General features: G+C 68.6%; 15 protein-coding genes and 1 pseudogene. 6 read left to right on the top strand and 10 right to left on the bottom strand.

Features of this window, described 5'->3' with window-relative positions:
* Positions 1-180 precede the first annotated feature (180 nt).
* From ACWD6N_RS15870 to ACWD6N_RS15860, 3 genes are all read right to left on the bottom strand, one after another.
* Positions 181-537: a DoxX family protein gene (locus ACWD6N_RS15870; protein ID WP_354967232.1), complete on the bottom strand. Its 357-nt coding sequence runs from the start codon at positions 535-537 to the stop codon at positions 181-183.
* A gap of 206 nt (positions 538-743) precedes the next feature.
* Positions 744-1,973, bottom strand: coding sequence for an IS110 family RNA-guided transposase (locus tag ACWD6N_RS15865; protein WP_354967231.1), 1,230 nt, complete (start codon positions 1,971-1,973; stop codon positions 744-746).
* Between the two features lie 528 nt (positions 1,974-2,501).
* Positions 2,502-2,903: a GntR family transcriptional regulator gene (locus ACWD6N_RS15860; protein ID WP_210916389.1), complete on the bottom strand. Its 402-nt coding sequence runs from the start codon at positions 2,901-2,903 to the stop codon at positions 2,502-2,504.
* 371 nt (positions 2,904-3,274) lie between these two features.
* On the opposite strand from ACWD6N_RS15860, the gene ACWD6N_RS15855 reads away from it, so the two are divergent.
* Entirely contained in the window at positions 3,275-3,493 is a 219-nt protein-coding gene (locus tag ACWD6N_RS15855) for a flavin reductase (protein WP_210916388.1), read from the top strand.
* Positions 3,490-3,663: a hypothetical protein gene (locus ACWD6N_RS15850; protein WP_354967230.1), complete on the top strand. Its 174-nt coding sequence runs from the start codon at positions 3,490-3,492 to the stop codon at positions 3,661-3,663. Before ACWD6N_RS15855 ends, ACWD6N_RS15850 begins: the two co-directional genes overlap by 4 nt.
* Before the next feature lie 997 nt (positions 3,664-4,660).
* Here ACWD6N_RS15850 and ACWD6N_RS15845 read toward each other — a convergent pair.
* A complete protein-coding gene (locus ACWD6N_RS15845) occupies positions 4,661-5,995 on the bottom strand; it encodes an MFS transporter (RefSeq protein ID WP_354967229.1) in 1,335 nt (444 codons plus the stop codon).
* Here ACWD6N_RS15845 and ACWD6N_RS15840 point away from each other — a divergent pair.
* From ACWD6N_RS15840 to ACWD6N_RS15830, 3 genes are all read left to right on the top strand, one after another.
* Positions 5,985-7,205: a DUF5937 family protein gene (locus tag ACWD6N_RS15840; protein WP_354967228.1), complete on the top strand. Its 1,221-nt coding sequence runs from the start codon at positions 5,985-5,987 to the stop codon at positions 7,203-7,205. The two genes, ACWD6N_RS15845 and ACWD6N_RS15840, sit on opposite strands and share 11 nt — an antisense overlap.
* 120 nt (positions 7,206-7,325) lie before the next feature.
* The gene (locus ACWD6N_RS15835; RefSeq protein WP_354967227.1) at positions 7,326-7,601 is read left to right on the top strand and encodes a hypothetical protein; all 276 of its coding nucleotides are present in this window, start codon (positions 7,326-7,328) and stop codon (positions 7,599-7,601) included.
* Between the two features lie 426 nt (positions 7,602-8,027).
* On the top strand, positions 8,028-8,282 hold the full coding sequence (locus ACWD6N_RS15830; RefSeq protein ID WP_354966566.1) for a hypothetical protein: 255 nt from the start codon (positions 8,028-8,030) through the stop codon (positions 8,280-8,282).
* An 80-nt stretch (positions 8,283-8,362) separates the two neighbouring features.
* Here the strand turns inward: ACWD6N_RS15830 and ACWD6N_RS15825 are convergent.
* Together ACWD6N_RS15825 and ACWD6N_RS15820 are read right to left on the bottom strand one after the other, a co-directional pair.
* Positions 8,363-8,688: pseudogene (locus ACWD6N_RS15825) on the bottom strand (type II toxin-antitoxin system VapC family toxin).
* Positions 8,685-8,939: a type II toxin-antitoxin system Phd/YefM family antitoxin gene (locus ACWD6N_RS15820; RefSeq protein ID WP_354966565.1), complete on the bottom strand. Its 255-nt coding sequence runs from the start codon at positions 8,937-8,939 to the stop codon at positions 8,685-8,687. The pseudogene ACWD6N_RS15825 and the gene ACWD6N_RS15820 overlap by 4 nt, the downstream one beginning before the upstream one ends.
* A 327-nt stretch (positions 8,940-9,266) precedes the next feature.
* On the opposite strand from ACWD6N_RS15820, the gene ACWD6N_RS15815 reads away from it, so the two are divergent.
* Positions 9,267-10,052: an META domain-containing protein gene (locus tag ACWD6N_RS15815; protein WP_354966564.1), complete on the top strand. Its 786-nt coding sequence runs from the start codon at positions 9,267-9,269 to the stop codon at positions 10,050-10,052.
* 52 nt (positions 10,053-10,104) lie between these two features.
* Here the strand turns inward: ACWD6N_RS15815 and ACWD6N_RS15810 are convergent, their stop codons facing one another.
* From ACWD6N_RS15810 to ACWD6N_RS15795, 4 genes are all read right to left on the bottom strand, one after another.
* Entirely contained in the window at positions 10,105-10,299 is a 195-nt protein-coding gene (locus ACWD6N_RS15810; protein ID WP_450004924.1) for a hypothetical protein, read from the bottom strand.
* 119 nt (positions 10,300-10,418) lie between these two features.
* Positions 10,419-10,733, bottom strand: coding sequence for a hypothetical protein (locus ACWD6N_RS15805; RefSeq protein WP_450004923.1), 315 nt, complete (start codon positions 10,731-10,733; stop codon positions 10,419-10,421).
* Between the two features lie 84 nt (positions 10,734-10,817).
* Positions 10,818-11,150, bottom strand: a complete 333-nt coding sequence (locus tag ACWD6N_RS15800; RefSeq protein WP_354966561.1) for a hypothetical protein — start codon at positions 11,148-11,150, stop codon at positions 10,818-10,820.
* Between the two features lie 354 nt (positions 11,151-11,504).
* A complete protein-coding gene (locus ACWD6N_RS15795; protein WP_449936828.1) occupies positions 11,505-11,870 on the bottom strand; it encodes a hypothetical protein in 366 nt (121 codons plus the stop codon).
* Positions 11,871-11,947: the final 77 nt, after the last annotated feature.

Raw genomic sequence — 11,947 nt, 5'->3', positions numbered from 1 at the left:
GGTGGGGACCAGGTGCGCCGACGACCCGAGATCGCCGGCACCAGACACGGTGCCCGACGAGACCGCCGACAGGAAGAGTCTGCGCAGTGAGCGGACGGTGGTGAACCGGGACATCAATCAAGGCGCGAGGTCCACGCGGTGGACCAGCACCAGGCGACCGTCTCGCCGGCAATCCGTAGGTCAGGACTTCGACCAGGACGTGATGGAGTTGGGTCTCGTCAGCAATTCCTGCCGGCGCAGTAGCAAGATGGCCAGCGCCATGACTGCGAAGGCAAGAGCGCTGAGCGGATTGGTGCCTAGCACCGCGACGTTGGTGACGGTTGCGCCGAGGAGCAACACCAGCAGGCAGAGTGCGGCCAGTGCTCGCACACGTGGGATGACTAGGCCCACCCCGCCCGCTACTTCGAGTGTGCCGACCACGAAGCGCAGCCACTGGCCGGCACCGATGTCATGGAACATCTCGACCATGCTCGGATCGCCGGTGAGCTTGAGCAGCCCGCCCCCGGCAATGGCGAAGCCGAGCACGATCTGCAGCACCCAAGCTGTGATCATGGCGGCTCGGTGGGCTCCCGGGAGCGCGTTTTGCCTTGACATGGCCTCTCCTGTCCTCTGCTGGCACCTCAGTAGTGCCCCTCACCAGAGACGTCGGAGCCAGCGGCCCATCCCGGACATTTACCTGCCAGCAAGTACCGAGGGGTGACTGTCGACAGCAACGGTGACAGACATCCCATGAGGTTTGGGTGTCAAGCAGCGGCCGGTTGGTCGTGCTGTTCGTGGTGTTGCCAGGCGGTGGTTTCGTCGTAGGCGGTGCCGGTTTTGAGGCAGCCGTGGAGGATGCCGACGAGGCGGTTGCCGAGTTGGCGTAGTGCGGCGTGGTGGCCGAGGCCGCGGTTGCGTTGGCGGTCGTAGTAGGCGCGGGCGCCGGGGGAGGCGATCAGGGCGGCGAAGGCCTGTCGGCCGAGGGCGTCGATGAGCCGGTCGTTGTGCACGTAGCGGGCCAGGACGATCTTTTTCTTCCCGGACTGGCGGGTGATCGGGCTGGTTCCGGCGTAGTTGCGGCGGGATTTGGCGTCGGTGTAGCGGGTGGAGTCGTCGCCGAATTCGGCAAGCACCCGGGCGCCGAGGATGCGGCCCAGGCCGGGCTGGCTGAGGTAGATCTCAGCGTCCGGGTGCTGCCCAAAATGTGCCTCGACCTGCTGTTCCATTGCCTTGATCTGGGTCTGCAGTGTGCCCAGGATCGCGACCTGGGCGCGGACGGTGGCCGCGTAAGCCGCGGTCACCGCGGGCGGCTGGCCGAGCTGCTGGCTGCGCAACGCTGCCCGTAGCTTCTCGGCCTTGGCCGGCACATCACGGCGGCGGGCCCGCTTCAGCGCGGCGGTGATCTGCGAGGTCGTCAACCGGGCCGCCGTGGCAGGGTCGGGGGCCTTGCCCAGCAGGTGCAGGGCGTCCGTGGCGGTCAGGTCGTCGAACGCGGCCAAGGCGGCGGGGAAGAACTCCCGCAGCGTCTGCCGCAGCCGTAGCGTGTGACGGGTGCGTTCCCAGATCAGCGTCTGGTGCGCCCTGGCCACCACTTTGACCGCCTCGGCGCCGGCGCTGTCGCCGGCGACCGGTCGTAGCTGATGCCGGTCGGTGCGCACCATGTCAGCCAGGGCGTGCGCGTCACCGGCGTCGCTCTTGGCACCCGAGACGACGCGCCGTTCCCGGTACCGGGCGACCTGCAGCGGGTTGATCGCATAAATCTGGTAGCCGGCGGCGATCAGCGCCTGCACCCACGGGCCCCGGTCGGTTTCGATGCCGATCACCACTTGGACCGGCTCATCGTCGTCACCCAGCTGCTCACCCAGCAGCGCGTGCAGGCGGGCAATGCCGCTGATCCCCTCCTCGAGTTTCGCCTTGCCCAGCCGCCGACCCGCGTCGTCTTGTACCTCGACATCGTGGTGGTCCTCGGCCCAGTCGTCTCCCACGAACAGCACACCAGCCTCCCAAGTCCACAGCGGACCTCAGGCAGCCTTCGGGAGACCTCCGCAAGCTAATGAACAAGTGCTCACCCCGGCGAGCGGCGGGCACGACATCCCATCAGCGGTCTCGTCTCCCGACCACCGGCAGGGGCACGATCTGTCACTAGGGCTGCCAGAGCGCCCTGCAACCGGGAGTGCTCACCCGCCAGCGGCTACCGGACCCGAGTCTGCCGCAACCGACCCGGTAACTCTCATTAGCAACCGCCTCGGACGAGGACGCTCCTCGGCAGCCGAGTACGGCCAGTCGCCTGAGGTCGCGAACACGGAGAGATGACGCCAAACGACCCGCACAGAGCTTGTAAGCGAGGCGTCAGCCAACGAGGCAGCAAGAAGGCAGCGGCAGCGTCGACGCGGGTCGACCCTGAACGTGAATCGACGACGTCCGGCACCTGCTCATTGACGCGGGCCGGCACCGGCTGGCAGTGGCCGACAGATTGAGTCCGCATCCCCCCGGCGGGGCTCGCTAACGGCGGCGGGGATCGGTCAGCGGCCGACGCGGATGCGGTCGGCAGAGTACACCTGGCGCGAGCCGTCGGCGCGGAAGATCACGATGACCGGGATGCCCTCACCGATCTCCAGCTCGCGCCGTTCGGCGGGGGTGGGCATCCGAGCGGTGGCGGTGTCGCCCTTGAGGAGGGTCACCGTTTCGGTCGGCTCGTCGGCGCGGACGAATGTGCCGCGCGGTGGTTCCACGATCACGAGCCCTTCCGACCGGAGTAGCGCTACAGCCTGTCGGACGCTCGTGCGGCTCAGCCCGTACTCCTGAGCCAACCGCAGCTCGCTGGGAAGCGAGGCCCCGGGCGCGAGGTCGCCAGACGCGATCCGGTCTCGCAGAAGGTCTGCGAGCTGCCGGAACACGGCGCGATCCGCGCTGGGGTCGATCACGAATGTGACGCTACATGTCCAACAGTTCTACATCTTATTGTATCTACAGTCCTACGTCGTTACGGTGACATGAGCTGGGGCAACAGCCAACGGCCGGCTCCACCTGCCCGTGAGATCGAAGAATGCCCGAGGGGAGACCTGGTGCCTCGCGTGTCGTACGAGGAGTACTTGGTGGCTGTCGCGCTAACCCTGGCGAGGCGGCACCGGCCGGTCTGGTCATGGCAGCGATGGCGGAAGGTCTGCCGATGCGGGGGCGAGTTGCCCTGCCATGCGAGGCATCGAATCCCGATCAACCGGGGTCACTGGCCCTCAGAGGACGGCCGGCTATCCGCTCCGTCATCGGAACCGCCGGCCGAGCAGAGGGAGCCGAAGTGACCAACCACCTCCCGATCACGCCGGCCTGGACCTGCGGTGGCTGCGGTGCCGACTGGCCCTGCCACACCCGCCGTCGAGAGCTGCGAGCGGAGTACGACCGAGCCCCGGTGTCGCTCACCCTCTACCTGGCAGCCCAACTCGTCGAAGCCGCCCACGACCTGACCCACGTCCCCGCAGGCCACCTGCACTACCGCTTCCTCGGCTGGACTCGATGAGCATCCTGCGACCCAGTGACGAGAAGTTCCACTACAGCGACGGCTCGCACAAGTGGATCCCGCCAGACCCGGACTACGACCAGGAGGTCTGGGACGAGCAGGTCCGCCAGCACAAGCAACGCCACCTCAGGAACGAGCGTGCGAAGGTACGCATCCAGCGTCTCGTCTGATGCCAGCACTACAGCAGCGAAGTACAGCAACCGTGCCAGCCGAACCCGGCCGAGACGCACGCCAGCAGCCCGGATGACCTCGTACCGCACCCGATCCGGCTGGCTCGCCGGCAATCCATAGGTTCAGGTTTCGAGTCCCTGGCGGCCCACTTCTCCGCAGTTCAACGGCCCTTTGTGGGCCCGCTGGTGCCGCGATCTTGGCCGGTACAGCAGCGAAGGTCGGGGCGGGACGGCCGGCTGCCAGCCGATGTGGGAGGACTTTCTGTACGTCTATCAAGGCGGCCCGCAACGGGCCGCACGCGCCGCAGCCTGGGCGCGCGCCGGACGCCCGGCGGCTGGCGCGGAAAGCGGGAAGCCCGGAGGGCCGCCGCAGAACGACAGACCGTTGACCGATGAGGGGTGCGGCCGGCAGCCGGCCGGGCCGCGCGGCCACAAGCCCGCGCGGCGCAGGGAAGCGCACTCCGGCCACGTCGGCGAGCTGGCGTCGGTCGCGGGGTTGCGGTCAGGGCGCCTCCGGCGGGGGCGCCCCGGCTCCAGGATGGCAGGGGCTCTGTCGGCGGGTCGCGGTCCGTGGGTGGTTGCGGTAGGCCATCACGCCGTCGTCGACCACGGAACGAGCCGAGCAGACCACCGCCCGGCACGCCAGCGTCCGAACCTGTGTCAAGGTCCGCTTGACGTGGCGTGCCGGGCGGCGGCCCGCTCCCCGCAGGGCGGGTTGACGGCGACGGGATGGCAGTTCGAGCCTGTGGCTTGCGACAACTAGGACTCGGTCGAGGCCTACTATGAGCGGCGAGCGGTACAGACGGCCTGTCAACGAATCAGCCGAACTGGCGGCTCGCCGGACGCAAAGTGACTGCCTTTGCACTTCAGCTTCCGTCTGGCGTCGCCGGCGGCATGCCGAGCGGACGGTGGCCTCGGCACGGTGGCGGAGGACTTCACGATCAGGGTGAGCCGGGACCAAGCGTTGGTGCTCTCAGGTCGAGTAGCCGGGAGAAGTCTAACCTCCGGCTTTCACAGATCTGGACGTAACAGTCTCACCGTGAACGCTCTTGATCAGGGGACCATCGACGGCCGGGCTCCCGCCATCTGCCACGGCATGACTCATGGACTGCCCACGCGAACGGTGCAGACGATGCCGTCGAGTGCCCAGGCGCACCGTCGCTGCGCCCAGCAGGGTCGCGGCGGCCAGCGGCAGCCACAGCGCCGCCGCGCCCAGGCTGAGCAGACCGGTGATGATGATGGGATCGACGGCCCGGGCCAGGCCGTAGCTGAGCTGCCAGCGGGCGAGCGCGCGCCCCATCAGGTGTGGCGGTGCTGACTCGATCACCAGCGGCACGCTGCTGCCGGTGTAGAGGATTTCACCCAGCGTGTAAGGCACGATGACCAGCGCGACGAGCACCGTGCCGGGGCCGCCGCCGGTCGCCCCGCCGAGCCAGAAGGCGAGGTAGGAGGCGGCGAGCAACAGGCCGGACCAGAAGAGCACGGTGCGGTGCGGCCACTTCGCGAGGCGCACTACCACGACCAGCTGCAGCGCAATCACCATGACGGTGTTGGCGACGAAGATGCCCGAGGGCCACGCCAGGGACGCGTGCAGGCCCTGCACCAGCAGCAGCGGCAGGGCGATCTCGAGGATGTCGGCGTAAAACGCGTACGGAATGCCGGCCAGGGCCAGGATGGTAACGGTGCGTAGGCCGGCACCGCGCGCTTCCTTCGTTGCCGCAGCCGGGGCGGGGGCCGGAACATCTTGGTGGGGCAGCGGCACCCGGGCGATCACCGCCGCGCCGAACGCGCACCCGAGCGCCGTCGCCAGCGCGAGCCAGCGGAGCACCTCCGGCCCGCTCGCGACCAGAACCGTGCCGAGCAGGGCGCCGGCGCCCAGGCCGGCGTTGCGCAGCGAGCGGCCCGCGGCCAGCGCCGCCGCACGCTGGGCCGGGCCGGCCAGCGCGGCGACCAGCGCGGAATTGGCGGGTGGAGCGATCTGCGTGCCGACGCCGATGAGCACCGCACCGATCGCGAATCCGGCGATGCCGGGCACCAGGCCAAGCAGCAGCGACCCCACCGCTCGCACCAGTAGCGCGGCGACGGCGGGGGCCCGCCGCGCTCCGCGGTCGATCCACCGTCCGGCGAGCGGGACGGCGCCGAGGCCGGCCAGCATGCCGACGGTCAGCGTCATACCGGCCTGCCACGCGCTGAGCCCGATCAGCACGGCGTAGATCACGATGAACGGGCGCAGCATCCCGGAGGTCGCTGCCTCGACTGTGGCGCTGAGCGCGTAGCGGCCGCCGCCCGGGATGCGTACCAGCTCACGAAGCGTCGTACGGGTGGTCGTCACGGCTCCGATCGTCCGGCCATACGGCTGCGAAGGGACCCGGGTTGGCCAGCGTCGTCAATCCATGCCTCGTCGATTGATAAACGACGTCAATCGGTCTGCCCGGGCGCGGACCCCTGCCATGATCAGTACTGTGGTTACCTCGGTCGACATCGCCGGCGTACCAGCCGATCGGATCCGGATAACGCCGTCGCCGCTCGCAGAGCTCGGCGCGGTGCTGCACGTGCTCGCGGAGCCGCAGCATCATCCGGACACCGCCGCGGCGGTTGCGATGATGGCGGCTGCCCTTCCCGCAGAGCTGGCTCCAGACCTCGAGGAATTTGGTCTGCTCTGGCACTCCGGCCGGGCCGACTTTCTGTTCCCGCCCGATCCACGGCCGAGCCTGCGCGAGGAACTGGACGACGTCGACCGCCTGGACGACGAGCGCTGGGTCGCTGCGGCGCTCGCCGCCCATCGGGCCGTCTCACCGGCGCCGCGAATGTGGTCGCCGCTGCGTGACCCGATCGTGCGGCAGCGGGCGCTGGCCGCGGCCCGCGCCCGAGGGCCGCGGCAGGCGGCGTGGGCCGAGCGGTTGCTCGCCGATCCGGCCGCCGAGCGCGAGCGGGTACGACGCTTTCTGCTCGCCTGCGAGTCCGCCTTCTTCGGCACGGTCTGGAAACGCGTCCGCCCAGCGCTCGCCGAGGAAGCCGACCGTCGACGCTTCGACCTGGCCCGCGAGGGTATCGGCGCCCTCGGCCGGATCTCGCACGCAATCGGGGTCGACACCGAGCGCGGCATTCTGACGATCGACAAGCTGCAGGACCAGACCGCAGACGGTCGCGGCGGCGGGATGACGCTCATCCCGAGCGCGTACGGCGCACCGCATATGACCGTCGTGTACGCGCCCGGCTGGCTGCCCGTGCTGCAGTACCCGGCACCGGGCTGGGACCCGCGCCCAGTGTTGCGGGTGGACGAGCTGGATGCTCGGCTGACCGCGCTTGCGCACCCGCTGCGGCTACGTTTCTGCCGCACGCTCGCCCGAGGTCCGCACACGACCGGCGAACTGGCCGACTTTTGGCGGGTGACGGCGCCGGAGGTATCCAGGCACCTCGCGGTGCTAAAGGCGGCCGGGCTGCTGATCTCGGCGCGCCGCGGCCGCTACGTGACGTACCGCCTGGACATGGAGGCCTGCACCGGCCTGGGGCAGCAACTGGCGGACGTCCTCGGCCGCTGAACAGCCAGGACGCGTACGTGGGCAGGAAGACGAGCTCAAAGCGTGGCCCGTCCAGTTCGGATGCCTATGACTGGCAGGGGGATCAATACAACGCCAAGTGAACACCTGTAGCCTCTTTTCATGCCGGACAACCTCCACAAGGCGTTGATCGAGAGCTTGTTGGCATGTCTGGCCTTCCTGGAGCAGAGCGACAGCGACACGGTGGACCCCGACTCCGCAATACGTGCGCTGGAGGATGTCGCCTACCCGCTCCAGAGCCTGTCCGATGCCGATCGCAGGTCCCTGCTAGCGATGTTCGAGCGAGTGGCCGCCGAGGAGACGGACACCGGGTGGCGCGAGTTCATCCGCCTTCAGCCCCGTGGCTTGGGCCTCATGGCACCCGATGAGGTCGAGTGACGGACAGGGCTGGGCCGTTGTAAGCAGCATCCGGGCCAAGTGGGTGACAAACTGGGTGACGATCACGACGGACACCCGTGGACGCACCGGGACGCTGTCGGATCGTCTCCGCAGCTCACTCGCCGTATTAGGCCAGCCGCTGGTAGTGCGGCAGCGGCCCTTAGTTCCGCTTCAACTCACCTCCGTCGAACGTCGCCAGGCGTCGGCGGGCCGCGTCTGGTCCGCCCCGTGGGGAGCGGTTAGCTTCTAAGTTGTGAAACTGACGGGTTGGTTGCGGGCGTTACTGGATAGGGGTCCCAGCGATCGTCCCGAGGAGTCCTCTGGCGCCGAGCCCGTCGCCCCGGAGTGCATGTCGCTGCTTGAGTTGGCCCGGTTGCTCGCTGGTCGGGGTATAGCGAGAGCGTTGCCAGTGCGTACGTCGAGGTGGTGACCTTCGCATCGGCTGACGAGATCGTGGCGATGCTGAAGGTGATGCTGGAGGAGGACTGGATGGGTCTTCCGGTCTGGGCGCGAAACCTCGCCTTCCGGCTGGCCTGCCTCCAGCGGCCGGCGGATGTCGAGCTGTTGCGGGTGGCGGCTAACGACCTACATGCCTTCGGTCCCGATTGGGATGACATAGCTGCGGAACTTCACCGTCGAGCCGGCCGATTGGAGGCTGGACAGGAGACCAGTCTTCCCTGACTCCTCTGCCAGCCGAACCAGACCGAGAGGCGCGCCAGCAGGCCGCACTTTGGCGTCAGGCGTTGATCGAGCCCGTCCGATCACACCTTGAGGACGTCCACGTCGTACAGCGCTATCGACGCGTCGCGGGAGGCCAGGGTCAAACTCTCGGTGATCGCCTGTGCCACCAGCATGCGGTCGAAGGGGTCGCGGTGATGCGGCGGCAGGCGGCCGGCGGCGATGGCGTGGGCGTGGTTCACCGGGATTTCACGGAAGCCCATGTCCCTTACCCGTTCGGCGAGGTCAGGCTGACCGGGGAGAGGAAGATGTCCGGCTCACGGCGTAGCCGGTCGAGAAACTCAGTGCCGAGAGTCGCGTCGCCGGTGATGGCCCAGAGCACGACGTGGGTGTCCAGCAGCAGGGTCATGCGCCGATGCCGAAGTCGGCGGCGATCTCGGCATTGGTCTGTGGAGAGTCCCAGCCACCGGAAAGGCCCAGTTGCCCGGCAAGGGAGCCGACCGCGGTGCGGTTGGCCCGACGCACCACCGGAACGACCTTCGCCACCGGGGTGCCGGCCCGGTCGATGATGATCTCCTCGCCGTGTTCCACCCGTTCGATGATGCGCGACAGGTGGGTCTTGGCATCATGCATGTTGTAGTGCACGGCCTCAGCCGACATGGCGCAACCCCCTCGGTTAGCTAAGAGCTTAGTTAGCCTGCGTGGCTCCATGCGCCAGCGGTTCGACTGCTCCGGTCGAGGTCCGGCGACGACGATCCGAACCATGGCGATGGAACTGGTGATGGCGGTTGCTCGTCCAATCACCTCAGGTCCGGGCCGCTCAACCGCCCGGCGGGCGTCGGGGCGGGGGAGAAGATGAGCGGGAGCAGGTACTTGATAGCTGTCGCGGCGGTCGGGCTGTTGCTCGGGGGCTGCAACGAGCCGGTCGGCTCGGAGACAGCGGCTCCAGGTGGTTCCCAGGCCGCCGCTACGGACCCTGCACCGGCCGTGTCGCCAGCGGCCGATCCTGTCGCGCTGATCGGTTCCTGGAAGCTGGCGGAGGTCGACGAAGGAGCGGGTGACATTCTGCAGCTCACACCCGACAAGCACGACGGCCTGCTGTTGTTCGACCGTTGCGGCGTGGTGATGGGGACGTGGCGGGCCAATGTCAACGGCCTCTTCGTCGCCGGCGCCTCCGGACGTTCGGTTTCCGGCAACGACGCCCGGAACTGCCGTCCCGGTCCTGAGCTCACCCCTGCCTGGCTGGGTCGGGCCAGCGCCTTCCGCGTCGAGGGCGACAGCCGCGTTCTGCTCGACGACCAGGGCGGGCACGTCGCCCGGCTGCTGCCCGGCGCTAAGCCCACCCCCGGGCCGAACCTGTTGCCGTCTCCGGCGGAGCTGCCCGTGGTGACCGACGAGGTCCGGCGTGCCTTCGCGCCGGCCGCCGCGCTGCCGGCGGCTCTGACGCCAGCGTCCCGTGAAACCCTGCTCGGTCGATGGGTGCCGGTTGATGCTCGGCCGGGCAGGTTCAGGTCCGGGGGGCCGTACGTGGAGCTGCGCGACGACGGCTCATGGCGCGGTTCCGACGGCTGCAACGGTGAGCGAGGGCGATGGGTCGCCGGACCGGCGGGCGACTTCCTCGCCACCAGCGGACCCACCACGGCGATTGGCTGTGAGAACGTTCCGGTGGGTTTCTGGCTCATGAAGGCGTGGCGGGCAGGGCTGGACGGCGACGTGCTCGTGCTCTTCGACGCCCAGGGCGGGGAGACGGGCCGGCTGCAGCGCGACGAATGAGGTCGCCGCTGTGCACTCGGGGTCCGACAGGGTCCAGCCCGGCCAGTGGCGCCTACTGCTGTTCCTGAGTGCCCAGGTCCGCGGCGAGTTCGGTCGCTTGGTCGGTGATGCGTTGCCGCTCGTCGGGGTCCAGGTCCTGTTCCCAGTCTCTGAACCGGTGGTAGCGGTCGAGGAGTTCTCCGCCATAGGCGTCATTCGCGGCGATCTGGCGTAGGTCGGCGTGGCCGGCGAGGACGTCGCGGGCCATCTCCTGGAGGTCGCCGCCGGCGGCTCCCTCGCGTAGCCGGGGTGAGGCTGGCGTGGAGGAGCCTGGCCAGGCCCGGGTCGCCTTCGGTGAGGTCGAGGAACTGCTGCTCTGGTGGTGGTTCAGGTTGGGTCACGGACCACCGGGCTCGTGTAGGGCTGGTCGGGCAGGGGCACCTTGGACAGGTCGCCGCCCTGCTCGGCGAGGGTCTTGATGAAGCTGAAGAAGCCGAGGATCGCGGTGCCGGCGGCTTGGATCTTCAGCGCGGCGTCGTTGACCTTCTTGACCAGTTCGATGGCTTGCCAGGCGGCGACCCCGTAGCCGACGACGGCTCCGGCGCCGGGTTCGATGAGCGCCGTGCCTGCGGCGGCGCTGACGCCGATGATGATGGCTTTGTCGATCATCATCTCGACGAGGCCGTCGATCATGTCGGCCAAAAGCCAGATGGCGCGCGCCGCTTCGTGGTACTTCTCTTTGATCTCGATGAGGACGAGGTTCTGCAGAACGAGTGCCTTGGTGAGCTAACGGAAGTAGACGAAAGCCGCGTCACCGGCCTGGCCGTCCCACTGCTGATCCATGTGCGAGGCGGTCGGACTGACGTTCTGACCGAGGGCCTGCAGGCTCTGGCCGAGGTTGCCGTAGGCATCGCCCGCCTTGTAGAAGCTCTCCCAGTCTCCGACCAGGGCGTTGCTGATGGTGCCGATGACGTCGTAGCCGGCGCAGTCCTTGATGATCTGGTTGACCCAGTGCGAGATGGAGATCGCGTCCAGGACGCCGATCGGGTTGGCGAAGCCCTTGGTCATTGTGGGATCGGGTTCGCCGGGCTCGACGAGGAAGTCGGTCGGCTCTCTCACGGCAGGTTCCACCCGTCGGGTGACCACGGGGAAGCTCATAGCCGCTGCGGTCGACGGTCGGGTAGGTCGCGTCCAGCCGGGCCGCGCTGCCGGTGTCGGTGCGCCGGTAGTAGTCGGCGGTTTCCTGAAGTGCGTCGCGTGACTTGCCGAGCAGCTCCATCAGGTGGGTGAGCCGCTTGTTCATCTCGTCGACGAGCTTCTGGTGTGCGGGCCACGCTTCGTTGAGCAGGCCCTGACCGTGCCACGGCAGGTCGGTGTGCTTGAGCGTGTACGCCTTGGCGGTCTGGGCGTCGAGGGCGGCGTCGTTGAGGCGGGAGACGGCGCGCTCCAGGGCGCTGGGGTCGACCGAGAAGCTCACGACAGGCGATCCCCGATGATGCCCGTCACCACGAGCAGGACCGCGGCAACGAGCAACGCGAGAGCCATGATCCGACCGCGCCGTTTCGACTCCGCATTGGTGCTCGCTCGGTGGACGCCGAGGCCGGCCACGGCAGCCACCCCGAGGGGTGTCGCCACCGACATGAAGCGGAAGAACGACCAGACGCTGAAGGTACCGTCGTCCCCCACGATCGCCAGCTGGTAGACCAGGAAGCCGAGGCCGACCACGCAGAAGAAGAACAGCACCATCGACACCAGCGCGACGCTCTTGCGGAAGTCGTGCCACTGATCGAGCTTGTCCGGCACCGCCGTCACCGGATCCGTCCGCCCCGTCTCGCCCACGACCGCACCATGCCACAGCCCGACCACGCACCGCGACCCCGCCGTCACCCGCAGACATGAGAGGTCGGGGCCGAGCG

This window comes from Micromonospora sp. NPDC005163, from assembly GCF_053599835.1.
Note: the sequence above shows the minus strand (reverse complement) of the source record. Positions and strands in the feature narration are given on the sequence as shown.